This is a genomic window from Pelomonas nitida (genome assembly GCF_043555975.1).
GTDB lineage: Bacteria > Pseudomonadota > Gammaproteobacteria > Burkholderiales > Burkholderiaceae_C > Pelomonas > Pelomonas nitida.
Map to the genome: position 1 here is coordinate 119022 of NZ_JBIGIA010000003.1, position 26406 is coordinate 145427.

17 protein-coding genes and 1 pseudogene are annotated in these 26406 nt (G+C 69.8%); 11 read left to right on the plus strand and 7 right to left on the minus strand.

Annotation, left to right across the window (positions count from 1 at the left end; translation table 11 throughout):
• Positions 1 to 79 precede the first annotated feature (79 nt).
• Together ACG00X_RS05020 and tadA are read right to left on the minus strand one after the other, a co-directional pair.
• Entirely contained in the window at positions 80 to 1096 is a 1017-nt protein-coding gene (locus ACG00X_RS05020; RefSeq protein ID WP_394486904.1) for an LD-carboxypeptidase, read from the minus strand.
• Positions 1093 to 1638, minus strand: coding sequence for a tRNA adenosine(34) deaminase TadA (tadA, locus tag ACG00X_RS05025; RefSeq protein ID WP_394486905.1), 546 nt, complete (start codon positions 1636 to 1638; stop codon positions 1093 to 1095). The genes ACG00X_RS05020 and tadA overlap by 4 nt, the downstream gene beginning before the upstream one ends.
• 69 nt (positions 1639 to 1707) lie before the next feature.
• Between tadA and pxpB the strand changes: the two genes are divergently transcribed.
• From pxpB to ACG00X_RS05045, 4 genes are all read left to right on the plus strand, one after another.
• Positions 1708 to 2346, plus strand: a complete 639-nt coding sequence (gene pxpB, locus ACG00X_RS05030; protein ID WP_394486906.1) for a 5-oxoprolinase subunit PxpB — start codon at positions 1708 to 1710, stop codon at positions 2344 to 2346.
• Positions 2343 to 3269, plus strand: a complete 927-nt coding sequence (locus ACG00X_RS05035; RefSeq protein WP_394486907.1) for a 5-oxoprolinase subunit C family protein — start codon at positions 2343 to 2345, stop codon at positions 3267 to 3269. Before pxpB ends, ACG00X_RS05035 begins: the two co-directional genes overlap by 4 nt.
• A gap of 2 nt (positions 3270 to 3271) precedes the next feature.
• On the plus strand, positions 3272 to 4006 hold the full coding sequence (pxpA, locus tag ACG00X_RS05040) for a 5-oxoprolinase subunit PxpA (RefSeq protein ID WP_394487129.1): 735 nt from the start codon (positions 3272 to 3274) through the stop codon (positions 4004 to 4006).
• A 167-nt stretch (positions 4007 to 4173) separates the two neighbouring features.
• A complete protein-coding gene (locus tag ACG00X_RS05045; protein ID WP_394486909.1) occupies positions 4174 to 5160 on the plus strand; it encodes a DUF72 domain-containing protein in 987 nt (328 codons plus the stop codon).
• A gap of 21 nt (positions 5161 to 5181) precedes the next feature.
• Here ACG00X_RS05045 and ACG00X_RS05050 read toward each other — a convergent pair whose 3' ends face one another.
• From ACG00X_RS05050 to ACG00X_RS05065, 4 genes are all read right to left on the minus strand, one after another.
• A complete protein-coding gene (locus ACG00X_RS05050; protein ID WP_394486910.1) occupies positions 5182 to 5364 on the minus strand; it encodes a hypothetical protein in 183 nt (60 codons plus the stop codon).
• A gap of 183 nt (positions 5365 to 5547) precedes the next feature.
• On the minus strand, positions 5548 to 5769 hold the full coding sequence (locus ACG00X_RS05055; protein ID WP_394486911.1) for a hypothetical protein: 222 nt from the start codon (positions 5767 to 5769) through the stop codon (positions 5548 to 5550).
• A gap of 104 nt (positions 5770 to 5873) precedes the next feature.
• A complete protein-coding gene (locus tag ACG00X_RS05060) occupies positions 5874 to 6530 on the minus strand; it encodes a hypothetical protein (protein ID WP_394486912.1) in 657 nt (218 codons plus the stop codon).
• A gap of 25 nt (positions 6531 to 6555) precedes the next feature.
• Positions 6556 to 8745: a phosphocholine-specific phospholipase C gene (locus tag ACG00X_RS05065; protein WP_394486913.1), complete on the minus strand. Its 2190-nt coding sequence runs from the start codon at positions 8743 to 8745 to the stop codon at positions 6556 to 6558.
• A 236-nt stretch (positions 8746 to 8981) separates the two neighbouring features.
• On the opposite strand from ACG00X_RS05065, the gene ACG00X_RS05070 reads away from it, so the two are divergent.
• The 5 genes and pseudogenes from ACG00X_RS05070 to ACG00X_RS05090 all read left to right on the plus strand — a co-directional run bounded on the left by ACG00X_RS05070 (position 8982) and on the right by ACG00X_RS05090 (position 11645).
• A complete protein-coding gene (locus ACG00X_RS05070; protein WP_394486914.1) occupies positions 8982 to 9146 on the plus strand; it encodes a hypothetical protein in 165 nt (54 codons plus the stop codon).
• 178 nt (positions 9147 to 9324) lie between these two features.
• Entirely contained in the window at positions 9325 to 9555 is a 231-nt protein-coding gene (locus tag ACG00X_RS05075) for a hypothetical protein (RefSeq protein ID WP_394486915.1), read from the plus strand.
• A gap of 440 nt (positions 9556 to 9995) precedes the next feature.
• A complete protein-coding gene (locus ACG00X_RS05080) occupies positions 9996 to 10706 on the plus strand; it encodes a hypothetical protein (RefSeq protein WP_394486916.1) in 711 nt (236 codons plus the stop codon).
• Positions 10707 to 10915: 209 nt separating this feature from the next.
• A pseudogene (locus tag ACG00X_RS05085) lies at positions 10916 to 11191 on the plus strand (GNAT family N-acetyltransferase); the annotation flags it as partial.
• Positions 11192 to 11210: 19 nt separating this feature from the next.
• Positions 11211 to 11645: a DUF4265 domain-containing protein gene (locus ACG00X_RS05090; protein ID WP_394486917.1), complete on the plus strand. Its 435-nt coding sequence runs from the start codon at positions 11211 to 11213 to the stop codon at positions 11643 to 11645.
• Between the two features lie 432 nt (positions 11646 to 12077).
• Here the strand turns inward: ACG00X_RS05090 and ACG00X_RS05095 are convergent, their stop codons facing one another.
• Entirely contained in the window at positions 12078 to 12434 is a 357-nt protein-coding gene (locus tag ACG00X_RS05095; protein WP_394487130.1) for a transposase, read from the minus strand.
• A 297-nt stretch (positions 12435 to 12731) separates the two neighbouring features.
• On the opposite strand from ACG00X_RS05095, the gene ACG00X_RS05100 reads away from it, so the two are divergent.
• Positions 12732 to 14429, plus strand: coding sequence for a ShlB/FhaC/HecB family hemolysin secretion/activation protein (locus ACG00X_RS05100; protein ID WP_394486918.1), 1698 nt, complete (start codon positions 12732 to 12734; stop codon positions 14427 to 14429).
• Between the two features lie 87 nt (positions 14430 to 14516).
• Positions 14517 to 26372: a YDG domain-containing protein gene (locus ACG00X_RS05105; protein WP_394486919.1), complete on the plus strand. Its 11856-nt coding sequence runs from the start codon at positions 14517 to 14519 to the stop codon at positions 26370 to 26372.
• Positions 26373 to 26406 lie beyond the last annotated feature (34 nt).

The window sequence follows — 26406 nt, forward strand, 5'->3', positions numbered from 1 at the left end:
AGATCCGCAAACGGTCTCGTCAGGGGAAGTCCCGCCACCACGCCCCAGGGCCCGGCGACAAGGAAAACCCGCAGGGCCGTCAGTGGTCGTGGTGGTGGCCGTGGTGATGGTCGTGGCCGCAGTCCGGCCCGCAGGCCTCACCCGCCTCGTGGGCCGCGTGCGCCAGGCGAGGGTCTGACTGCCAGCCCAGGATGGCCTCGCGCCCCTGCACGTACAACTCCACGGTGCCACCGACGGGCAGGCACACCTTGGTGCGCACGTGACCGAACGGCAGCCCGGTCAGCACCGGCGTCTTGGTGCGCGCGCGCAGCGCGGCCACGGCGTCCTTCAGGCCGTAGCCGCGGTCGTTGGGCGTGCGCGCCGCGCCGCTGAAGTCGCCCAGCAGCACGGCGGCCTGGTTGTCGATGACACCGGCCTGCTGCAGCTGCAGCAACATGCGCTCGACCCGGTAGGGGTGTTCGTTGACGTCCTCGAGGAACAGGATGCCGCCCTTGATCTTGGGCCAGTGCGGCGTGCCGAGCAGCGAGCACAGCACCGTCAGGTTGCCGCCCCACAGCCGGCCGCGCGCCTCCAGCCCATCGAACGCGCCGTCCAAGGCCTTCGTCGACTCGCGAAACCCGACCGCCTCCAGCGCACCGCTCATCGCCTCGACGAAGCAGTCACGCGTGACCTCGTCCACGCCGCCGTCGGCGTCGCTGCGGCCGAAGTCGTCGTTGGCCATCGGGCCGGACCACATCGCCAGGCCTTTGTGCCGCGCGATGAAGCCGTTCTGAAGCGCCGTCAGGTCGCTGTACCCCACCCAGCGCGTGCCGCTCTCGACGCTGGCGGCGATGCGGGCCCAGTCGATCTGGTCCAGCAGCCGCGTCAGGCCGTAGCCACCGCGCGTGGCCAGCGCGACGGACGGCGCCGCATCGGCCACGCGGTGCAGCGCGGCCAGCCGCGCGGCGTCGTCACCGGCAAAGCGCTGCTGCCGCGACAACGCATCGGCGTCGACGCTCACGTCGAAGCCCAGCTTCGTCAGGCGGCGCGTGGCGCGCTTGATCGCGTCGGCCTTGGGCACCGCGCCGGAGGGGGAAAACAGGGTGAGCGTGGTCATGGGTTGTCGTCGAGATGCGTGGCCTCGCCGGTGGGGATCAGTCCCTGGCGCTCGGCGCGGCGCGCACGGGCGGCCTCGCGGCGTTCGGCGAAGAAGTCGCGCAGCAGCTGGGCCGAGGCATCGGCCATCAGTCCCCGCTCGATGCGCGTGTGGTGGTTAAGCTGCGGGTGGCCGAACAGGTCGATGACCGAGCCGGCGCCCCCCGTCTTCGGGTCCGTCGCGGCGAAGACGACGCGCTTGAACCGCGCATGCATCAACGCCATCGCGCACATCGCGCAGGGCTCCAGCGTGACGAACAGTTCGCACTCGGGCAGCCGGTAGTTCTCCAGCAGCGTCGCCGCGTGGCGCAGCGCCACGATCTCCGCATGTGCGGTGGGGTCGTGTGTCGTGATCGGGCGGTTGTAGCCGGTGGCCACCACCTGACCGCCGCGCGTGATGACGGCACCCACCGGCACCTCGCCCACCAGCCACGCGTTGTGGGCCTGGTCCAGCGCGAGCCGCATGGCGTACTCGTCGGCGGGCGTGAAAAGGGGCTCGGTCATGGGGGCAGGAGTTTAGGCGACTGCGCCCTGCCGCCCGGGACGCCGCCGGTGCCATGGCATGCTTTGGCCATGAGCGAGTTGTCCGTCCACCCCCTCGGCGAAGCCGCGCTGTGCTGCACGCTGGCGCCGCCGGTGTCGCTGGCACTGCAGCAGCACATCTGGCAGCTGGCCGACGCGCTGCGCGGCGCGCCGGGCGTGCAGGCGGTGATCCCCGGCATGAACAACCTGACGCTGGTGTTCGACCCTTTGCTCACCGAGGCCGCCACGCTGGAGGGCGCCGCGCAGGCGGCCTGGGCCCGGCCGCTGCGGCGCGCGCGCGCCGGCCGGCGGGTGGAGATCCCGGTCGTCTACGACGGCCCCGACCTCGCCAACGTCGCCCGCCATTGCGGGCTCACGCCCGACGAGGTCGTGCGCCGCCACACCGCGGCGGCGTACGACGTCTACTTCCTCGGCTTCCAGCCGGGTTTTGCCTACCTCGGCGGGCTGGACGACACGCTGCACACGCCGCGCCGCGCCGAGCCGCGCGTGTCGGTGCCGGCCGGCAGCGTGGGCATCGGCGGCGCGCAGACCGGCATCTACCCGCTGGCCTCGCCCGGGGGGTGGCAGTTGATCGGGCGCACGTCGGTGGCGCTGTTCGACGCCAACGCCCAGCCGCCCACGGCGCTGTCGCCGGGCGACCGGGTGCGTTTCGTGGCGGTGGCCGCATGATCGAGCTGCTGCGGGCCGGGCCGCTCGCGACCGTGCAAGACCTGGGGCGAACCGGCTGGCGCGACCGGGGCCTGAGCCTGTGCGGCGCGCTGGACGACCTGGCGCTGCGCGCGGGCAATCTGCTCGTCGGCAACCCGGCCGACGCGGCGGCGCTCGAATTCACGCTCGACGGGGCCACGCTGCGCTTTCACCGCGACGCCTGCATCGCCATCACCGGCAGCGATGCCGACGCCATGCTCGACGGCCAGCCGCTGCGCCCCTGGTGGCGCGCGGCAGTGCGCGCTGGCCAGACGCTCCGGCTGGGCGCGCCACGCGAGCGCATGCGCAGCTACGTGGCCGTGCGCGGCGGCATCGCCGTACCCGCCGTGCTGGGGTCCTGCAGCACCGACCTGAAGGCCGGCTTCGGCGGGTTGGCCGGCCGCGCGCTGCGCAAGGGCGACCACCTGCCGCTGCGCGATGTGCCGCCCCTCGGCCGCGAGGCGCGCCGCGTGGGCATGCGCCCGCCGCCCTGGGACGCCAGCGTGCGCGTGCTGCCCGGCCCGGAGCACGGCGACTTCAACGCCGACGCGATCGCCGCCCTCGACGCCACGGACTGGACCGTCACGCCGCAGAGCAACCGCATGGGCTACCGCCTGGCGGGCCCCGCGCTGGCGCGTGTGCGCGGTGGCGAGCTGGCCTCGCACGGCGTGCTGCCGGGCGTCGTGCAGGTGCCGCCGTCGGGCCAGCCCATCGTGCTGCTGGCCGATGCGCAAACGACCGGCGGCTACCCGCGCATCGCCGTCGTCATCCGGGCGGACTTGTGGAAGCTCGGTCAGCTGCGACTGGGCGCCAGGCTGCGCTTCGTGCGCTGCACACCCGATGAGGCCGTTGCCGCCTGGCGCGCGCAACGCCTGCTGCTGGATCAGATGAGGAGCGGGCTGTGACCCTGCATGTGGACTTGAACGCCGACCTCGGCGAAGGCGCTGCCGACGATGCGGCGCTGCTGGCACTGGTGAGCGCCGCCAACATCGCCTGCGGCTGGCATGCGGGAGACGCCCGGCTGATGCAGGCCACCGTCACCGCCGCACTGCAGAGCGGTGTCGCCATCGGCGCCCACCCCAGCTATCCGGACCGGGACAACTTCGGCCGCACCGAAATGCAGCTGGACCCGGCAGACGTGCGCGCCGACCTGATCTACCAGATCGGTGCGCTGGACGCGCTCGTGCGTGCCGCGGGCGGGCGGCTGCATCACGTCAAGCCGCATGGCGCGCTCTACAACCAGGCCGCCCGGGACCCCGCACTCGCCGACGCGATCGCCGCCGCGGTGCTGGACGTGAACCCGTCGCTCGCGCTGTACGGACTAGCCGGCAGCGAGCTGCTGCGCGCGGCCGACCGGGCCGGCCTGCGCGCCGTGTCGGAGGTCTTCGCCGACCGGGGCTACCGCGCCGACGGCAGCCTCGTGCCGCGCAGCCAGCCCGGCGCGTTTGTGGAGCATGTGGACGAGGCCGTCGCACGCACGCTGCGCATGGTGGGCGAAGGCGTCGTCGTGGCCGTGACGGGCGAGACCGTGCCGCTGCAGGCCGACACGATCTGCCTGCACGGCGACGGCCCGCACGCGCTGGCGTTCGCGCGCGCCATCCAGGCCGCGTTGACGCAGGCCGGTGTCGAGATCCGCGCCTGAGAGGGTGAGAGCAAATCCAGCATGCCCGCCTTGACGCTCCAAACCGCCTCACTCGTCGTTGCAAAGGCTCGCCGTAGCCCGAGCTACGGCTGTGCCTTGCGCCTCGATTGGGGCGGCTTCGAGCGCCCTTTCGGGCACGCCGGATTCCCTCTCACCCTCTGAGCCGCATGCAGGACGAGCTGTTCGGCGGCGCGCCGCAAAAGCGCACACGCGGCATCGGCGCCGCGCCGGCCTTGCCCGAGGATGTGGCGCTGGCCGCGCGGCTGTCGCCGCACATCCATCTGGGCACGTCGACCTGGAGCTACCCGGGCTGGGAAGGCCTGGTGTGGGCGGGTCGGCACAGCGAGTCCGCGCTGTCCAAGAACGGGCTGCCCGCCTACGCCGCCCACCCGCTGCTGCGCGCCGTGGGCATAGACCGCGGCTTCTACCGCCCGCTGGCTGCCAGCGAGTTCCAGCGGCATGCCGAGCAGGTGCCACAGGGCTTTCGCTTCACGGTCAAGGCGCCCAGCCTGGTGACGGATGCGCTGCTGCGCAGCGACGACGGTCGCGGCCAGCAGCCCAACCCCTTGTTCCTGGATGCCGCCACCGCGCTGCAGAGCTTCATCGAGCCGGCCTACGAGGGCCTCGGCGCCACGCTGGGTGCGCTGGTGTTCCAGCTCAGCCCGCTGCCCGGTGGGCGGCTGGCCGACATGACGCAACAGTTCGACCTGCTGCACGCCATGCTGCTCGCTCTGCCCCGGCCGGCGACGGGTGTGCTGGCGGTGGAGGTGCGCGACGCCGCGTGGCTGACGCCCGACCTCGCAGCGCTGCTGCGCGACACCGGCGCTCGCTACTGCGTGGGCCTGCATCCCAAGCTGCCGCCGCTGGCCGAGCAACTGCCGCTGCTGCGTGCGCTGTGGCCGGGCCCGCTGGTGGTGCGCTGGAACCTCAACCGCTTGCACGGCGCCTATGGCTACGAAGCGGCCGAAAGCAAGTACGGCGAGTTCAGCGAGATGCTGGACCCCGATCCCGACACGCGCGGCGAACTGGCGCGCATCATCCGCGGCACGGCGGGTGCGGGCCAGGACGCCTTCGTCACCATCTCCAACAAGGCCGAAGGTTCGGCCCCGCTGAGCGTGCGGGCGCTGGCCCAGGCCGTGGCCCCGGCCGGCTGATCGCCGCTCGCCCCGGGCCGGTCAGCGTTGCGGCCGCGGCGGCAGGTTGCCGCCCTCGCCTTCCCAGCGATGCACGTCGTCGCGGTGCCGGCTCTGCTCGGTGTGCGCATGGCGCTGTTGCCGCGCGCGATGAAGGTGCTGCACCAGCTTGACGGCCAGTGCCGAGGTCGCCACGAGGGCCACGAGAGGTTTGAGGATGACCATGCGCATCTCCTTGTCGCCGATGGCCGCATCGTCACGCCCGCGGGCCGCCGCGCCGGTCGGCCGGCAGCGGCGGACGCTGTAGGACTCAAGCCCGCCAAGGCCGGCGCTGGCAGGCCGTGCGAACACCCCAGCCAGGCCGCAGCGTGACGAAGCGCTCCTGGCCAATCTCGGCCGATCGCGGCCTCAGTTCGTCGCCGCCGAGGCCGCTTCTGCCGCGCGCCGGGCCGCGTCGTCCACGCTTTGCTGCACCTGCTGGTCCACGGCCTGTGGTTGCGGCAGCGCGGCCCGCACGGCCGATGCACCGGCAGCCGGCGGCGGCTTCAGCGCCGTGGCCTGCTTCTTGACGAGGGACAGCACGATGGCCGCGACGATGACAAGGGCAAGAATGCTGAGGGCGGCGCGCATCGGTGCAGGTCAGGAAGAGGTCCAGGGGCCGCCAGCATACAAGCGCGGGTGACGCTCGACCACGACGCCGGGGCCCAAGGCCGAGCATCGCCACGCGCCGCGCCTCAGCGCTGGCGGCGGCGCGCCGCCACGCCCGCCAGCAGGCTCAGGCCGGCGAGCGCATAGGCCAGCGTGCTGCCTTCGGGCACGCTGCTGACGACGAACGACAGGTTGTCGGCATAGCCGTCGTTGTCGCCGCCGCCCAGCCGCTCCATCGACAGCGAGAACATCAGCGAGGTCGTCTGGGCGGGCAGCGCGCCCGAGGCGGTACGCAGGAACAGCCCGGTCTGGTCGCCCCGGTCCGCCGGCGTGACGGGGCCGAGCGCGGCGCCGCCGATCTCGTTGCCCAGCCCGTCGAGGAAGGACACGTAGAACACGGCGTTGTCGCCCTGCGCCGCCCAGCCGCCCAGGTAGCCGCTCAGTTCGTAGTGCAGGGACTGGCCCGCCAGCGCGCCCAGCGACACGGTCTGGAACCCGGCCGCCTGCGATGCGAGGCCCGCAAACATCTTGCTGCCGCGGTCCACGGGGCCCGGCTGCGTCGGCAGCACCCAGTTGCTGCCGTAGTTGACCGACTGGAACATCGAGTAGCCGTCGAAGCCCGACCAGCCGGCGACGCCGCTCTCGGCGTCGCCGTTGACGACGAGGTTGCTGCCGAGCGTGGCTTGCGCCTGCGCGCCGAGCGTGAGGGCCAGCAGCGCCAGGCCAGTGAAATGCTTGATCATGGAAATGCCTTGTGAGGAATGAGGTTCAGGGACGGGTCTGGTCCAGCACGGCCGGGCCGTGCATGGCCGGGTCGCTGACCGAGGGTTCGCCGTTCTCGAGGTGGCCCGACAGACGCACGCCGAAGCCGGCCACCTCGGTGACCTTGAGGCTGTGGTCGTACCAGCGATGCTCGCGGTCCACAGCGATGCGCACCGTCTGCACACTGCCTGCGGCGGCGATCCAGCTGCGGTCCGGCACGGCGGCGTAGCGATGCGTCTGCAGCACGAAGGTGCAGGGCTTGCTGCCGTCGTTGCGCAGTTCCAGCACGAGCTCCAGGTACACGCGATCGGCGCTCACGCGCACGCCAGGCTGGGCCTGGGCGACACCAGCCTTGGGCAGGTTGCCCGTGAAGTGCCGATGGAAGCCGTTCGGCCCCAGCACCCACAGGTCATAGGCCGCGCCGGCGGCACCGGGCCATAGGCCGTCCAGCTGCTTGCCGGCCTCGACGGTGTAGCGGCGCGGCAGCTTGTCCAGCGTCAGCCGGTTGTAGACGTGGAACACCACGCCGGCCTCGCCGCCGTTCTCGAATCGCAGCGTGACGCCGGCCGTGCCGGCCTGGGCCTGCACCTGCAGTTCGTACGGCAGCGCACGGGCCATGCGCAGGCCGGCTTCCTGCACCGGCGCGGCCAGCGTGGTGGGCGTCACGGGTGTCTTGGTGCCGGGCAGCGTCAGCGCGCGGGCGCGCAGCGCCGCGGTGGCCGGCAGGTGCTGCAGGAAGGCACTGTCCTCGGGGCGGGCGAAGTCGAAGCAGCCCACCAGGTCGCCGCTGACGGCGCGGCGCCACGGCGTGATGAGCGGCTCCTGCACGCCGAAGCGCGCCTCGATGAAGCGGATGACGGAGGTGTGGTCATGCACCTGCGAGTTCACCCAGCCGCCCTTGCTCCACGGCGACACGACATACATCGGCACGCGCGGCCCCATGCCGTAGTTGCGGTGCTGGTAGGTGGCGGCGCTGCCGTTGAGCACGTGGTGGTATTCGCCCGTCGTGTCCACGGTGGAGGCGCCGGCCAGCACCGCCTTGGCGGGGTCGGCGTCGTAAGTCTCGTAGGACGGCGCGGCCGGCGGCGGCATGTGGTCGAAGAAGCCGTCGTTCTCGTCGAAGTTAATGAACAGCACGGTCTTGGACCAGACCTCCGGGTTGGCCGTCAGCGCATCCAGCACGCGGGCCGTGTAGTCGGCACCCGACGCAGGGCTGGACGGCCCGGGGTGCTCCGAGCCCTCGGCCGTGGCCACGATCCACGACACCTGCGGCAACTGCCCGGCCACGACGTCGGCCTTGAGCAGGTCCAAGTCACGCGTGCTGACACCCCGCGCCTTGAGCACGCTGGAGAAGCCCGGGCGGCCGTACCACGCGTCCCGGAACGGCCGAAAGCCCGCCAGCGAGTTGTCGGTGAAGTTGTCGTCCATGTTCTGGTAGACCTGCCAGCTGATGCCGGCGGCCTGCAGACGCTCGGGATAGGTCGTCCAGGTGTAGTCGGTGGCCGGGTTCTCGTTGAACCAGTCACGGCTGTTGTCGGTAGACGGGCCGCCGCCCAGCGCGAGCGGGTCGTTGCCGCCGCTCCACAGGAACAGACGGTTGGTGTTGGTGCCGGTCTGCGTGGCGCAGTGGTAGTGGTCACACAGCGTAAAGGCCTGCGCCAGCGCGAACTGGAAAGGAATGTCGGCCTGCTGGAAGTAGCCCAGCGAATGCGCCTGCTTGGCCGCCGGCCAGTTGTTCATGCGGCCCTGGTCCCAGGCGGCCTGGGCGTCGGCCCACGAATGCGGCGTGCCGGCGACCCGCATGACCGAGAAGTCCTGCTGCGTGTTCAGGTGGAACGGCGCGATGGCCGTGCGCTGGCCGCCCCAATCGGGCCGGCCCGGCACCTTGACGCCGCCGCCATTGGGCTGCACGAACACCGTCTTGCCGGCGAACGTGCCGGCGCGGTCCATGACCGGCACCGGGAACGGGTCGGCAAAGCCGCGCACGCCGGCCAGCGTGCCGAAGTAGTGGTCGAACGAGCGGTTCTCCTGCGTCAGGATGACGATGTGCTCGACGTCGTGCAGCGTGCCGGTGCGCTGGCTGGCGGGGATGGCCAGCGCGCGCTGGATGGCGGGCGGGAAGCTGGCGAGCAACGCGCTGGCGCCGGCCGCCTGGCCGAGGCTGCGCAGAAAGCCGCGGCGATCTGGATGGGACATGGGGGGCACTCCGGGGGGAAAAGTCGGGAAAGGCTGCGACTCTAGGAATGCGATGTGCAGGCCGTGTGACGGCCCGACGGCCCGACGGCCTGACGGCGCGGTCGATGGCCACAACCTCATGGCAGCTCTGATCGAGCGGGTGCTGGCAATCGGGCTTCAACTCCCCGGGGAGCGGTTGATCAACGTCAGCCCGCACGCGGTGACCCCCACCCTTTCCCGGCCCGGCTGCCTCTGACTTGGCCTGGCTGTCCGCGCTGGGCCCCACGCCGATGAGCGCGGTGCTGGGGCTGATCAGCGGGTGCGCGGGCGACGCTGGCCGCATCACCGGGTGGTGCCCCCCTGGCGACCGCCGCCTGTTCGCGCGCGCCTTGGCGATGGCGCGCTGCCTGGGAGCGCGCTGAGCCTGGCCTGGTGACGCCAGGACGTGTCGTTCGTAAGCCCAGGTAATTTAAATATCCAAGGCTTGATTTGAATATCGGCTAACGCACCCATCAGCTAGACTGAAAAATCCGTTGATGACAGGCCTTGGACGGCCTTTATCTGTTTTAACAGTGAGTGTGTCTTTGAGGGTTGAAACCGATGTGTAAAAAACTGCTGGCTTTGTGTGTACTACCTGCGCTGCTGGCGGCTTGCGCAGCCTCCCCCAAGTTTGACTGGGTCAAAGATAATGTAACAAATCACGAGAAAGACAATGCACTGGCAGAGTGCGGCTATCAAGTGAAAATCAACAAACTCTCATCCTCCGACCAGGCGGAAGTGATCACCCTTTGCATGCGCAGCAAGGGTTACCGTTTCCGCCAGATCGACTGATCGACGGCTTTGTTGCAAAACTGCCCGTCCGAAGAGTTGGGCTGTCGGTATCGCTGAAGAGAAAAAGGCGCGAGTGCGCTACCGCAAGACCAGCTGGGCCGAATACAACACGACGCTGAAGTCGCGCGCCCCGCTGACCGTGTGGCTGGACCGAGAAATGCCATGGCTGGGCGCACCAAACGGAAAACCCTTAGCGGACCATGGGCGAAATCTAGTGGATTTCGGGGTGGAGGGGTTTAAATTTTAGACTTACCCACGAATTCCTGAGGTTGAGCAGCACCGAGCCCCGGCTCAGCCTGGTGTGCTGTGGGCAGCTCGACGGTTCAGGGCGCGATTGTTAAAGAACTGTGCAAATGCGCATTTGGCGGCGCTGGGGTTCAGAACATGGCAGAAGCTGCCGAAGAGCATCCATGCCTCGCCTTCCGCAGGCATGGAGCATCATGAACATCGTAGCCCTGTCCCCTTCTATCGTTCGGACAGCAACCAGCGCAGCGCCTACTGCTGGAGCTGAAGGCCGCTCTGCAGCCGAGAGTGCCGCCCTCGCCGCTGGGTACGAGCACTACCAGAACTCATCTACGCCGGTCACTCTGACGGGCGCGGCCTTGGAATTGGGAGATTCCAAGGTGGTTTACGAGAAATGGAACACTAAAACCAGTGCTTCTCTGACGGCTGATGAGAGCATCAAGACCATCGAAGCACGGTTGAAAAAGTTTCAGAGTTCGCTTGCTGCCGCTCGGCCAGACTTGGCAGCGTCCAATTGGGATGTCACCATCAAAGAAGGTAAGTTGCATGTGGTTGGTGATGTGCAGGCTGCCGACAAGGCGGCCATGGAAAATATTCTGAATAATGATACCAAGCTAGCACAGGCTGTGGCTTCATACATGGGCGCCGCAACAGCGTATCTGGAAACAACTGCAGCTAATTCGGCCTTTGTATCGAAAAATGCCTTTACGGGAAATTCGACAATTTATAACTTTAAGGATGTTTCAGGCCAGCTCGAAGGAAATATTTCCTTCAAAGAGCTTATTGCAACCTCCTGGAAGATGTACAAAAACCCTAACGGTGGCCCTTCAACCAACCCAGGGCAATACAGTGGAATCAGTTCCTTGGAAATTCTTGCATCGCGCTTAACCTCCGATCCAGTTGGATAATAATAATCACGGTCGAAGCATCTTTTAGGACGTGGCAAATTCGGGATCGGGCCTCAAATTTAAACCCCATCTTTCCGAACCAAGCAATATTTTGCCCGGAGGACCCACGCGCTTGAGGCGAAGGGCGGGCCATGGTGTGAAATTCAGAGGATTTTGGCGGGGGCGGGTTTAAATTTGAGACCCCGAATTTGGTGTCTCTCGTCACCGACATGCCCGACAACCAGCCGCACCGCGCCGATGTGTCCAAGATGCTGGTGCACCGCCGCGCTCGCCGGCAGGGCGTGGCCGAGCGGTTGCTGCGTGCGCTGGAGGTGAAAGCGCGTGAGCTGGGCAGGACGACGCTGGTGCTGGACACCGGCACCGGCAACGACGCGTCGCGGCTCTATGAGCGGCTGGGGTGGCAGAGGGCGGGCTATATTCCTAATCACGCGTTGATGACGGATGGGTCACCGTGTTCGACGACTTACTATTTCAGGCCCATCTGACGGCCTGAAGCGAACGATCATGGAGAAGCTGCTTTTTGCCTTGGATGTTGACGATGGCTGGCCGCCTGTTGCGGCAGAAGGCGTTTGGTGCGAGCGAGACGGAGAGCTGTACGCACTCAAGAGCGTTCCGCTCTTCATTCGAGGTCTGGCGGTCGGTGATGTGTTCCGAGCCCAGCATGACCCAGTCAACGGGCAGATTTTCGAGTTCGAACTGGTGAAGTCGTCAGGGCACTCACTGGTCCGGGTGTTGAACAACGATTCCCTTGACTTCTCACTGCCGGAGAAGCGATTGCTCGAACTGGGATGTTCATTGGTGAGCTTCGAGAAGTTCTCGATGTTCGCCATCGATGTGCCGGCAGAGGCAGAGTGCGATGAAATCAACGCAATGGTCGATTCGCTCGAAGAGGAAGGTTTTGCATTGGCGTTCCCGGTCTGGCGACATGAGTCTGTATAGAGCAGGCCGCAAACACACGCCCCCGCACCGCAAGAGCGCACCTTTTTCCTCCAAGACAGCATTCCCCGTCGTCGAACTCGCCGCGCACTGGGCTCTCAAAGCATTGGTTGCGCCGCAGCGCACCAGTCACCCATCGGGATCAAGGCTTTGAACTCGGCAGTTGGCCGCCGCGCTCGCCGCTCCAGAAAGCCGTCTGTTCCCCAGCCCGTCCACTCATTGCGGGGCGCGACGCGCCTCGCACAGGTCTTGTGGCTGCGTGCTCGTGGCAACCACGCGCGGCACGCTCCAACCCCATCTGGCTCAGGCTGCGGGCGCTGCGAACGCCTTCAACTTTGGGGCGGGATCGACGCGGGCAGGCATTCAGGTCTCTTGGTTGTGAACCAACCCCCATTCGGCCTGTCCCGCGTCGTCCCGTGGATCACCCGATCTTTCTCATCCAAACGCCTTGGCCGCGTCGAACGGCGTGCCCGTCTTCATCACATGAAAGCAGGCCCGCGCCAACTTGTGCGCCACGGCCTTGATGGCCACGACCTGCAGGCTGCTGGCGCACTTCTTCTGGAACCAGCGCCGGATCGTGTCGTCGTAGCGCACCGCGAAGTGCGCGGCTTCGATGAAGGCCCAGGCCAGGTGTTTGTTGCCGCACTTGGCGTTGCCGTCGCCTTTCTTCTTGCCGTTGGACTCGCGCCGGCTGCTCACGGTGCGGGCGTAGGAGGCGAAGTTGCCGGCGCTGGCGAAGCGGCTCATGTCGCCGGCCTCCAAGGCGATGGTCAGCGCCAGCGTTTTGCCGATGCCGCAACTGACCTACAGACTTCCTTGACATTCGACAAGTGCCGTTGATGTTGCGGCGGACTTGCCGACAAAACGGCTTGTCGGCACGCCAAATGCGGCACTACGATGAGTTCGCCACGTTGAAGAACCAGGGCTGCATGACCCGCTGATCGAACGGTCTCCACCGGCGGTCGGTGCCGGCAAGCCTCGGGCAGGGAGACTGCGTCACGCCGGGCCGCACTGCGCGCCCGTCTGGCTTTGCGCTCCCCCTCTGAGAGGCTTCGGTCAAGCAATCCGACTCACAGGACGGAGACGCCGATGCATCGAGCCCGACGAGTGCTCAGCCCCCTGGCCGCCAGTGCGGCGCTGTTGTGGGTGTCGATGGCGAGGGCGCAGACGCCGCCCACCGGCGCAGACCTGCTCCGGGAAGCCGAGCGGGCCACCCAGCCGGCGCGCCCTGCCGACCTGTCAGCACCCGCAGCGCCCCGGCCGACACCCGCCACCCAGGGGCCCGGCGTTGTCGTCGAGCACTTCGAGGTGCAGGGCGCGCAACTGATCGACGCGGAGTCCCTGCAGGGCGTGTTGAAGCCCTGGGTGGGGCAACGGCAAGACCTGGCCTCGCTGCAACGCGCAACCGAGGCCATCGTGGAGGCCTACCGCCAGCGCGGCTATCTCGCGCGGGCCTGGCTGCCGGAGCAGGAGATTCGCCAGGGGCTGGTGCGCATCCAGGTCGCCGAGGGCCGCCTGTCGGCAGTTCGCATCGACAACCGCAGCGCGCCGCGTGCGCTGCCCGATGCGAGGGTCCGCGACTACCTGCTGGCCCGGCAGAAGGAAGGCGAGCCGCTGCGCACGGACGACGTGCAGCGCGCCGTCACGCTGCTCAACGAAACGCCGGGCATGCACGCGGCGTCGGTGCTGGAGCCGGGCGACAAGGCCGGCGAAACACGCCTCGTCGCCGCCGTGACCGACGCACCGCTGCTGAGCGGCAATGCGCTGCTCGACAACACGGGCGCCCGTGCCACCGGCGAGGCGCGCGTGGCCGTCAACCTGGCGGTGAACGGGCCGCTGGCGCGGGGCGATCAGTGGACGCTGGCCTCGTTCGGCAGCAAGGGTTCCACCTATGGCCGGGTGGGGGTGGCCATGCCGCTGGGCAGCGACGGGCTTCGTGCCACGCTGCAGACCTCGGGCCTGCACTACGGCTACGACCTGAACACCGTGCGCTACGCCGGCAACGCCAGCACGCTGGGCGGGCTGCTGAGCTACCCGCTGCAGCGCAGCGCCGAGCGCAACGCCAGCCTGCAATTGGCAGCGGAGCGCAAGCGCTTCAAGAACCTCGTGGCCGGCGTGGAACTGAGCCGCAAGCACATCGACCTCATGACGCTGTCCTTCAACCTGGACCGGCGCGACGCCTGGGGCGGCGGCGGTGTCTGGATGGTGGCCGCGCAGGGCGTGGGCGGCCGGCTGGACATGGCGGACAACGCCGCCGACCTGGCCGGCGACCAGTTGGCCGGCGGGCCGCAACGCAACGGCCGCTTTGCCCACTTCAACCTGTCGCTGACGCGGCTGCAGCGGCTGGACGCACAGCAGACGCTGACGGTCTCGGCCTCCGCCCAGAAGGCGAGCAAGAACCTCGATCCGTCGGAAAAGTTCCAGCTCGCCGGCCCCTACGCGGTGCGCGCCTACAGCGTGTCCGAGCCCAGCGTGGACTCGGGCCTGCTGCTGAACGTGGACTGGAAGTTCAAGTTCGCGCCGACCTGGGCCGCGAGCCTGTTCCATGACCAGGGCCTGGGCTGGCGTGACGAGAACGTCAACGTGGCCACGCTGCAGCCCAACCGCATTCACCTGAGCGGCTCGGGCGTGGAACTCAGCTGGGACGGCCCAGACGGCCTCACGGCGCGCGCGGCGCTGGCGCGCCGCCACGGGGCCAACCCCACACGCAACCCCGTGACTCAGCAGGACGCCGACGGCAGGCACAAGGAAACACGCGCCCTGCTCTCGCTGTCCAAGTGGTTCTGAGGCGGCCGTCGGCCCTCGCCCGCACCGCCCTGCCTTCCCGGCTAGCAATCGTTGAGGTGTGACATGACAAATCGTGGTCCTGGCTCGATGAATCGTGCGTTCCGTCTCGTGTGGAGTGAAGCCGCCGGCGGCTTTGTGGCCGTGGCAGAACTCGTGAGCGGCCGCGGCAAGGGCCGCTCGGGTGCAGCCAAGGCGGTGACCGGCGTCATGCTGGCCGGCGCGGCGCTGTCGGCCTGGGCCCAGGCCGCGCCGCCGCCCGCCACGGCGCTGCCGCAGGGCGGCTCCGTGACCCAGGGGCAGGCGCAATGGCGGCAGGCCGGCACCCGGCTGGACGTCACCCAGGGCAGCACCAAGGCCGCCATCAACTGGCAGAGCTTCGACATCGGCGCGCAGGCCGAGGTGCGGTTCCTTCAGCCCAACGCCAGCTCGGTCGCCTTGAACCGGGTCGTCGGCGGCAACATGTCGCAGGTCTTCGGCAAGCTCACCGCCAACGGCCAGGTGCTGCTGGTCAACCCGAACGGCATCGTCTTCGGCCAGGGCTCGCAGGTGGACGTGGGCGGGCTGGTGGCGTCGACGATGAACCTGTCGGACGAGGACTTCATGGCCGGCCGGCTGCGCTTCACGCGCGGCAGCGGCACGGCCAGCGTCGTCAACCAGGGCAGGCTGACGGCGGCCGACGGTGGCTACGTCGCGCTGCTGGCCCCCGAGGTGCGCAACGAGGGCGTCGTCAGCGCCCGTCTGGGCACGGTGGCGCTGGCCGGCGGCGATGCGGTGACGCTGAACCTCGACGGCTCGCAGTTGCTGGGCATCAAGGTCGACCCAAGCACGCTGGACACGCTGATCGAGAACCGCCATGCACTGGTGGCCGAGGGCGGCCAGGTCATCCTCGCGGCCGGCGCCGCGCGCCAGCTGCTGCAACAGGCCGTGGCCGGTGGCAACAGCGCCAGCCAGATGCTGGAGCAGGACGGCGTCGTGCGCCTGGTCAGCAACAGCGGCAGCATCTCGGCCCAGCGCGGCCGGGTGTCACTCAGCGGCGGCAACCTCGACCTGAGCGGCGCCGTCACCGCGCGCGACGGCGGCAGCATCCAGCTGCAGGGCGACTACGTCGGCCAGTCGGCACGGCTGGACGTGTCGTCCGCCACCGGTGCGGGTGGCACGGTGCAGTTGCAGGCCGACACAGTCATCCAGACGGCCCAGGCCGCCATCGTCGCCGACGGCGCCACGGCCGGCGGCCGCATCGCCGTCACGGGCCGCACCGGCGCGGACAGCAGCGCCACGATCTACAGCTCCGCGCAGTTCAGCGCGCAATCCAGTGCCGGCCGCGGCGGCAGCATCGACCTGACCGCGGCCAGCGTGCAGCTGCGCGCCGCGACGCTGGACGCCAGCGGCGCCCAGGGTGGCCGGCTGCGCATCGGCGGCGGCTTCCATGGCGCCGACAGCGACCTCGGCAACGCGACCACCGTGGGCATCAACGCCGCCACCGTGCTGCGGGCCGATGCCAACGGTGCGCGCGGCGACGGCGGCCAGATCGTCGTCTGGTCCGACGCCAAGACGCTGTTCGCCGGCAGCCTCAGCGCCCGCGGCGGCACGATCGCCGGCGCCGGCGGCCAGGCCGAGGTGTCGGGCAAGCAGGATCTGGTCTTCCAGGGCCTGGCCGACCTCTCCAGCCGCGACGGCCGCAATGGCCAGCTGCTGCTGGACCCGCGCAACATCCTCGTCGACAACGCCTCGACCGCGCTCGCCACGCTGGACCTGAGCGACCCGACGCCCACCACCACCGACGGCTTCGGCAGTGCCGTGCAGGTGCTCGGCAACGGCAACGTCGTCATCACCTCGCCCACCGCCAACACCGGGGCCACGACGGCCACGGGCGCCGCCTACCTGTTCAACAGCAGCACCGGCGCGCTGCTGGCCAACCTGCGGGGCGCCAACGCCAACGACAAGATCGGCAGCGGCGGCATCAAGCTGCTGGGCACCGGCAGCTACCTGGTGCTCAGCCCCGACTACGGCACCGTCACCAGCAAGACCGTCACGTCCTACGATTCGCAAGACAGCAGCGGCAGCGGCGCCTCGCCCGCCGCCAGCCGGGCCTACGCGCTGGTGGACAACACCACCGCGTCGGCCGGTGCTATCACCTGGCAGAGCCAGACGGGCAGCGGCTCGCACACCGTCGGCTCCGGCAACAGCCTGGTCGGCAGCACGTCCAACGTCGACAGCCTGACCCGCTACACCTACAGCGGCCTCACGGTCAACAACGCCGGCTCGGTCACCGTCACGGCCAACGACCGCGTCGGCGGCGGCGACGTGCTGGACGCCGGTGGCTCCAACGTCGTGCGCCCGGGCACCACCATCACCGCGCTGGCCGACGGCAACATCGCCATCGGCGTGCCGACCTGGTTCAACGGCCGCGGTGCCGTGGCCTGGATGAACGCCAGCAACGGCCTGCTCGCCGACGGCGCCTCCGGCGGTGCGATCTCCAGCACCACGGCCCTCCTCGGCAGCACGCCCAACCGCACGCAGGCGCCGGTGTCGGCGGCCGCCAGCGACAGCAACAAGAAGGTCTACGTGCTGGGCCAGCGCACGGCCCAGAACCCGTTGTTCACGCCGGTGGATCTGGAGCGCTTCGGCACCGCGTCACTGCCCTACCAGTACAGCGATGGCGGCACCAACCGGCGCACCACGACGCCCGGCGGCGCCGGCGACCTCGTCGGCCAGCTCGTCACCGCGCTGCCCGGCGGCGGCTACGTCGTCAACTCGCCGCTGTGGACCAATGGCGGTGCCACCTACGCCGGCGCCGTCACCTGGGCGGGCGCCGGCGGCGCGGTGGGCACCATCGGCACCGGCAACAGCCTGGTGGGCAGCAGCGCCTACGACTACGTCGGCAGCGGCGGCATCAAGACCGTGGGCAGCAGCGGCCAGAACTACATCGTCGTCAGCCCCTACTGGAGCGGCAACGGCAACGCCGCGGCCGGGCGATTCCTGGAGAACAGCCCCAACGGCGCGGTCACCTGGGTGGACGGCAGCAACGGTCAGCCCTTCGGCGCCGGCAGCACCGGCGCGGCGGTCAGCGCGTCCAACAGCCGCATCGGCGGCGCGGGCGACGGCATCGGCGCCTACTCGCTGGGCGACAGCACGCCCTACTCCAGCTACGACTACAACGGCAGCACGCTCATCACGACCAGCACCACCCGCAAGACCGGCGCCCTCGCCGGCGGTGTGCGCACGCTCAGCAGTGGCAACTACCTGGTCGACGCCACCAGTTGGAGCAACGGTGCCGGCGCCGTCGGCTTCGGTGATGGCGCCAGTGGCGCGGCGGGTGTGGCGGCCTCGTCCAACAGCCTCGTGGGCTCCACCGCCAGCGACCAGGTCGGCCAGTTCATCGTCGAGCTGGCCGGCGGCAACTACGCCGTGGTCTCGCCCAACTGGGACAACACGGGCGCCGTCAACGCCGGCGCGGTGACCTGGGGCAGCGGCACGACGGGCCGCACCGGCGCCGTGGGCAGCAGCAACAGCCTCGTGGGCTCGGATGCCTTCGAGGCGGTCGGCTCCGGCGGCGTGCAGGCGGTGGGTGCCACGGGGGCCAACGGCCTGCGCAGCAACTACATCGTGCTGAGCCCGCAATGGGGCAATCGCAGCAGCAGCGCGCAGAGCACGGTGGCCTACGGTGCCGTGACCTGGGTGGACGGCAGCAACGGCCAGCCCTTCGGCGCCGGCAGCACGGGCGCGGCGGTGTCGTCCGCCAACAGCCTCGTCGGCAACCATGCCGGCGACTACGTCGGCAGCGTGCACTACGGCGACAACCGCGGCGGCAACTACAACAGCAGCGGCAACGGGCCGTACTACACGTCGCTGGGCAACTGGGATGCGCTGCTGGTCGGCGCGGTCAGTGTGCTGTCGGACGGCAGCTATGTCGTGCGCAGCCCCGGCTGGGACAGCGGCAAGGGCGCCGCCACGCTGGGCAGCGGCAGCGCGGGCCTGGCCGGCAACATCAGCGCCAGCAACAGCCTGGTGGGCGCCGTGTCGGACGTGACCAGCGTCTCCACCACCAACCAGACGCGCGGCGGTGTCAGCTGGACGGACGTCACCACCTATCTCACCACGACGGGCGATCACGTCGGCCTGCTGGGCGGCGCGCTCAATGGCGGCAGCTACCTGGTCGTCAGCCCGTTCTGGGACTCGGGCAAGGGCGCCATCACTTGGCTGGGCAGCGGCAACAGCGCCGGCACCGTCAGCAGCAGCAACAGCCTGGTCGGCAACACGGCCGACACCTTCAACAACGCCAACCACACCGCCATTACCGCCGTGGGCGACCGCCTGGGCACGCTGGCCACGACGGCCTGGGCCACGCCGACGGTATCGTCCGGCACGGTCAGCGGCAATGCCGCCAGCACCACCACCGCGCGCCCGGTCGGCCCCTATGTGGCCACGGCCAGCACGGCCACCTTCGGCAGCAACTATTCGGTGCCGACGCCGCAGTCACTGTCCGTCCTGCCCGATGGTTATGGCGGCGTCTCCACCGGCTTCGTGCTCAACGTGACGCCGATCTATCAGCAGCTGTCCAACGGCAACGTGCTGGTGGCCAGCCCCAACTGGAACAACACCGGCGCGGCCCAGGCCGGCGCGGTGACCTGGATCAACGGCAGCAACGGCCAGCTGGTGGGCGGCGCCAGCGGCGGTGTGCTGTCGGCCAGCAACAGCCTGGTGGGCAGCCACGCGGGCGACTACATCGGCTTCCGCCTCCCCATCGACGGGGTGACCGAGCTGAGCAACGGCAACTTTGTTCTATCCAACTCGCAGTGGTGGAGCGAGCGCGGCGCCGTCACCTGGGGCAGCGGCACGGCCGGCGTGGCCGGCACGATCTCGGCGAGCAACAGCCTGGTCGGCAGCACGCCGTCCACCAGCGTGCAGCAGATCACGGCCAACCAGAAGCTGCTGGGCATGACGGACTATGCCGACTACATCAACCGCTACATCGAGGGCAAGGGCTTCAACTACGACTGGCCCGACCGCGTGACGACGCTGGACGGCGACCGCGTGGGCTGGGGCGGTGTGAAGGCGCTCGCCGACGGCAGCGCCGTCGTGGCCTCGCCGTTCTGGGCCTCCTCCGCCGCGTGGGACCAGTACTCCGCCCCGGCCGCCAAGGGCGCGGCCTCCTGGATCAACGGCAGCAACGGCCAGCTCAAGGATGGCAGCGCGGGCGGCACCGTCAGCGCGACCAACTCGCTGGTGGGCGCCGTGGCCGGTGACGCGGTCGCCTACTCGGCCTACATCGACCCCAGCTCCGCCCAGCACTTCGCGTTCGGCGGCATCACGACGCTGGCCAGCGGCCGCTACGCCGTCGCCAGCCCGTGGTGGTCCAACGGTTCGGCCACGGGCGCCGGCGCGGTCACCTTCGGCGACACGGGTGGCGTGGCCGGCACCGTGTCGGCCAGCAACAGCCTGGTCGGCTCCACGACGGGTGACCACATCGGCATCGCCACGTCGCTGTTCGACGCCTACAACTACATCAGCTCCGTGGTCAGCGGCGTGACGGCCGTGACGGCCAACGGCCAGACCCACTACGTCGTGCGTTCCAGCCACTGGACCAACACCGACGACCGCAGCGGCGGCGGGGCCGGCGCCGGTGCCGTCACCTGGGTCGACGGCACGACGGGCCGGGCCTACGGCGAGTCGTCCACGGGTGCGGCCGTCAGCGCCAGCAACAGCCTCGTCGGCAGCGCCGCGGGCGACGGCGTCGGCGCCAACTTCCTGACGCTGACCCGCAACGGCACCGCCACCGGCGACCTGCTCTTCATGAGCGCACTGGACTACTGCGGCGTCGACGGCTATGGCGCCGTCACGCTGCTGTCCGGCGCCCAGGGCGCGGCCGGCCAGGTGAGCTGGCGCAACAGCATCCTGGGCCTGGCCCAGAGCGCCCTGGGCCAGAACACCTCCACGGTGGGCAGCGGCACGCTGAGCAGCGACATCCAGGTGGCCATGCTGCCCACGGCCGTCACCAGCGCCGAGCGCGTGGCCTACCGGCCGTTGATCTGGGCCGCGCCGAACAGTTCGTCCGGCAACAACAGCAACCACGTCTACGCGGCCACGCTGGTGGACGAGAGCGCCTCGGGCGGCAGCACCGTCACGCCCATCCACAACGCCGGCGGCGCGAACTGGAACGGCAGCCGCTTCGTGCCCGACGGCAGCGCCTACACCGCCAGCGGCGGCAGCACCTCCACCGGGCTGCTGGGCTTCTCGGCCAACCCGTCCACCGACATCGTCATCACGCCGTCTGCCATCACCGGCATGCTCAATGCCGGCACCAACGTCACGCTGCAGGCCAACAACGACATCCGCATCGCCCGCGCCATCACCAGTTCGGCCAGCGGCGCCGGCGGCGGCCTCACGCTGGAGGCCGGCCGCAGCGTCTACGTCGACGCCAACATCACGACCGACAACGGCAACCTCAGCCTCATCGCCAACCAGGGTGCGGCCCAGGGCGTGCAGGATGCGAACTGCAGCAGCTGCGTGTCCGAGATCGTCCAGCGCGCCGGCACCACGCTGGACGCCGGCACCGGCCAGCTCGCCATCACGCTGAAGCAATCCACCGACAAGACCAGCAACGCCGCCGGCGACATCGTGCTGGACGACCTGCGCGGCGCCGGCATCACGGTCACGAACGCTGGCCTGAACGCCAGCAGCCAGGGCCGCGGCGTGCGCTTCCAGAGCGGCGCCGTCATCGGCGCCAGCAGCACGACGTCGCTGGTCTTCCAGGTCGGCGGCTACACCGCCCAGGGCGGCGGCCTGCTGCTGGCGGGCGACACCCAGCTCGTCGGCGCCTCCGGCGGCACGCTGCAGGTGGCCGCCGCCGACCCGACGCTGACGGCAGCCCTCGGCGGCAACAACAACGGCTTCGGCATCACGGCCAGCCAGATCGGCGCCGTCATTCAGCAATCCAGCGGCTTCACCGACCTGAAGTTCGGCCGCACCGACCAGAGCGGTGCTACCAGCATCGCCGCGCTGGACTTCACCCAGGCCAGCATGAAGCGCGGCAGCGCCACGCTGGACGCCGACGTCAGCCTGCTGGGCGGCTCGGGCGGCGTGACGCTGGGCGGCACCATCGCCTCCGGCGAGGCCACCGGGCGCCGCCTGGCGCTGCAGGCCAATGGCGGCACGCTGGCGCTGGGCAACAACACGCTGACGGCCAGCACCGGCGTCCTGGAGCTTGCCACCGGCACGGCGGGCACCATCACGCAAGGCGCGTCGGGCACCGTCAGCGCCAGCCAGTTGCTGTTCAGCGGCACCGGCACGGCCACGCTGACCGGCAGCGGCAACGCCGTCGCCACCGTGGCCGGCCAGCTGGGCTCCGGCACGCTGAAGAACGCCGCCAGCACCCTCACGGTGGGCAGCGTGGACGGCGTCGACGGCCTGGCCTTCACGAGCGGCGGCACGCTGCAGGCCGCCGGCGCCAGCAGCGACGTGGTGCTCGACAAGGCGCTCAGCACCGGCTCGGGCGACCTCGTCGTCGCCGCCGCCCGCAACTTCGTCAACAACCTCGCCACCGACACCGGGCTGAGCGTGGGCAGCGGTCGCTACCTCGTCTACTCCACCTCGCCTTCTGGCACGACGGAGGGCATGAGCAGCTACAACAAGCACTACAACCTGACTTACAGCGCCGTACCGGGGAGCGGCAACTGGTTCGTCTACAGCACGGCGCCCACGCTGACCGTGTCGGTCGGCGCCAGCTCGTCCATCACCTACGGCGACTCCGGCTCCACGCCCGGCGTGAACATCACCGGCTTCATCGACGGCGACACCCAGGCCTCCGCCACCACCGGCTCACTCAACTTCACCAGCAGCAGCTACGTGCCGTCCAGCGCCGGTTACCAGCCGGTCGGTACCTACACGGTCAACCTGACCGGCCAGGGCACGTTCGCCTCGTCGCTGGGCTACCAGATCACCGTCAATACCGGCAGCAGCAGCTTCACGGTCAACCCCAAGGCCATCAACGTGGGCGGCCTGACGGCGGCCAACAAGGTCTATGACGGCACGACCTCCGCGCAGGTCAGCGGCTCGGCGGCCCTCAGCGGCGGCGGCGCCAACGCCGGCGACGGCAAGGCGCTGACCGGCGACGACGTCTTCGTCGCCGGCACGGCCACCGGCGCCTTCGCCGACCGCAACGTCGGCACGGGCAAGTCCGTCACGCTGGGCGGGCTGACGATCGGCGGCGCCGATGCCGGCAACTACACCATCAGCGCCGGGTCGGTGCAGGCCGACATCACACCCAAGGCCCTCACGCTCAGCGGCCTGACCGTCGCGGCCAGCCGGGCCTACAACGGCGGCGTCGCAGCGACGCCCATCGGCACGGCCGCGCTGCTGGCGGCCGAGGCCGCGGGCAGCGGCAGCACGGCCGACGGCATGCCCTACTCGCTGGACACCGTGTCGATCGGCGGCACCGCCACCGCCACCTACAACAGCAGCCAGGTGGCGCTGGCCTCGCAGGTGCAGTTCGGCGGCCTGACACTCAGCGGCGCCCACGCCGGCAACTACACGCTGACGCTGGGCACACAAGCCGCGACGATCACGCCCAAGGCGCTGACCGTCACCGGCACCACCGTGGCCAACAAGGTCTATGACGGTCTCACGACCGCCTCGCTCAGCGGCGGCAGCCTGGTCGGCCTCGTCGGCAGCGACGCCGTCACGCTGACCCAGGCCGGCAGCTTTGTCGACAAGAACGTGGGCACCGCCAAGGCCGTCACCGCCGCCGACACGCTGGGTGGCGCCGACGCCGGCAACTACTCGGTCACGCAGCCCACCGGCCTCACGGCCGACATCACGCCCAAGGCCCTCACCGTCACCGGCACGGCCGTCGCCAACAAGGTCTATGACGGCCTCACCACGGCCTCGCTGTCGGGCGGCAGCCTGGTCGGCCTCATCGGCAGCGACACCGTCACGCTGACGCAGACGGGCAGCTTTGCCGACAAGAACGCCGGCACCGCCAAGGCCGTCACGGCCACCGACACGCTGGGCGGCACCGATGCCGGCAACTACAGCCTCACGCAACCCACCGGCCTCACGGCCGACATCACGCCCAAGGCCCTCACCGTCACCGGCACGACCGTCGCCAACAAGGTCTACGACGGCCTCACCACGGCCTTGCTGTCGGGCGGCAGCCTGGTCGGCCTCGTCGGCAGCGACGCCGTCACGCTGACCCTGGCCGGTAGCTTTGCCGACAAGAACGCCGGCACCGCCAAGGCCGTCACCGCCGCCGACACACTGGGTGGTGCCGACGCCGGCAACTACAGCCTCACGCAGCCCACCGGCCTCACCGCCGACATCACGCCCAAGGCCCTGACCGTGAGCGGCACCACCGTCGCCAACAAGGTCTACGACGGCCTGCTGCTCGCCTCGCTGTCGGGCGGCAGCCTGGTCGGCCTCATCGGCAGCGACACCGTGACGCTGACGCAGGCCGGCAGCTTTGTCGACAAGAACGTGGGCACCGCCAAGGCCGTCACGGCCACCGACACGTTGGGTGGTGCCGACGCCGGCAACTACAGCCTCACGCAACCCACCGGCCTCACGGCCGACATCACGCCCAAGGCCTTGACCGTGAGCGGCACGACCGTCGCCAACAAGGTCTACGACGGCTTGCTGCTCGCGTCGCTGTCGGGTGGCAGCCTGGTCGGCCTCATCGGCAGCGACACCGTCACGCTGACGCAGACGGGCAGCTTTGCCGACAAGAACGCCGGCACCGCCAAGGCCGTCACGGCCACCGACACGCTGGGCGGCACCGATGCCGGCAACTACAGCCTCACGCAACCCACCGGCCTCACGGCCGACATCACGCCCAAGGCCCTCACCGTCACCGGCACGGCCGTCGCCAACAAGGTCTACGACGGCCTCACCACGGCCTCGCTGTCGGGCGGCAGCCTCGTCGGCCTCATCGGCAGCGACACCGTGACGCTGACGCAGGCCGGCAGCTTTGTCGACAAGAACGCAGGCACGGCCAAGGCCGTCACCGCCGCCGACACGCTGGGCGGGGCCGATGCCGGCAACTACTCGGTCATACAGCCCACCGGCCTCACGGCCAACATCACGCCCAAGGCCCTCACCGTCACCGGCACGACCGTCGCCAACAAGGTCTACGACGGCCTCACCACCGCCTCGCTGTCGGGCGGCAGCCTGGTCGGCCTCATCGGCAGCGACGCCGTCACGCTGACGCAGGCCGGCAGCTTTGCCGACAAGAACGTGGGCACCGCCAAGACCGTCACCGCCGCCGATACGCTGGGCGGCGCCGACGCCGGCAACTACAACGTCACGCAGCCCGCCGGCCTCGCCGCAGACATCACGCCCAAGGCGCTCTCGATGCAAGGCCTGCAGGGCCAGGACAAGGTCTACGACGGCACGCTCGCCGCGAGCGTCAGCCAGCAAGGCCTGCAATGGGTGGGGCTGGTGCCGGGCGACCAGGTGCTGCTCGGCAGCGTGTCCGGCAGCTTCGCCGACAAGAATGCCGGCCCGGGCAAGACGGTCAACCTCACCACGACGCTGACCGGCGCCGACCTGGGCAACTACACCGTCACGCCGCAGGCCAGCACGACGGCCAGCATCACGCCGCGCAGCCTGACCATCACTGCCGACAACAAGACCAAGACCTATGGCGCGGCCGACCCGGCACTGACTTACCAACTGGGTGGCCAGGGCCTCGTCGCGGGTGATACCGCGGCAGGCAGCCTGTCGGGCCTGCTCGCCGCCGACACCGGCGCCACCGCCACGGCCGGCAGCCATGCCATCACGCTGGGCACGCTGAGCGCCAACGCCAACTACCAGATCACGCAGTTCGTGCCGGCCACGCTGAGCGTCGACAAGGCGGCGCTGACCATCAGCCTGGATGCCCAGACCAAGGTCTACGGCGCCGCCGAACCGACGGTGACCTGGAGCGTCGACCCCAGCCAGCTCAAATACGCCGACGCCGCCGGCGTCGTGCAGCTCACCGGCAGCACCACGCCCACCGGCGCCCAGGCCACCGCCGGCACGCACGTCATCGCCGGCCAGGCCAGAGCCGCCAACTACGTGGTCACCGTGCGCGACGGTGTGCTCACCGTGACGAAGGCACCGCTGACCGTCACGGCCGACGACAAGGTCAAGACCGCCGGGGAACAGGACCCGGCGCTGACCTGGTCGGTCAACACCAGCCAGCTGCGCTACCAGGACACCGCCGCCGTCGTGCAGAACGCGACGCCGACCGCCCCCAGCGGCGCTGGCGTGCCCCCGGGTAGCTACCCCATCCAGATCACCGGCGCGACCGCGCAGAACTACCAGCTCACGCTGGTGGACGGGGTGTTGACGGTCAAGCCATCGCCGGCGGTCAAGTCCGAGAACCTGGAGACTCTGATCGTCACCCTGCCGACGACGACGCTGCCCTACACGTCGGTCACGCAGCCCGTCATCACCGTGGTTCCGGCTTCGCCCACAGTCACCGACCTGCCCATGGGCCCGCCCGGGTCGATCTCGGTGCTGGGCGCTGGTGTGGGCGGTGGGCTCGGCACGGGAGGCGCTGGGCTGTCTGCCGTCGGCGGGCTGACACCGCCCTCCCCACAGCCTCGTGCCCAGACGGACTCTTCCATCCAGTCGGCGGCGCCCAACGTGTCCATCGGAACCGGCCAGACCGACCGCCTCGTCGTGGTCCTGCCCCTGCTGCAAGTCCAGGGCAGGGAACTGACCAGCGGCCTGATAGTCAGCCGCTTGTTCAGCCCGCCGGCGGGTGTCCAGTTAACCTACAGCGCCAAACTGGCCAACGGGCAGCCGCTGCCTGGCTGGCTGCGCTTCGACCCGGCCACCGGCAGGCTCGAAGGCACACCACCCGCAGGTGTCGGCAATGTAGATGTCCAGATCGTCGCTCGGACCAGCGACGGTCAGTCCGCCACGGCGCGCATCCGCGTGGACATGCCGCGCGCTCGACCGTGACGGCGGCGGTCGCCAGCCGACCTCATGGCAGAGG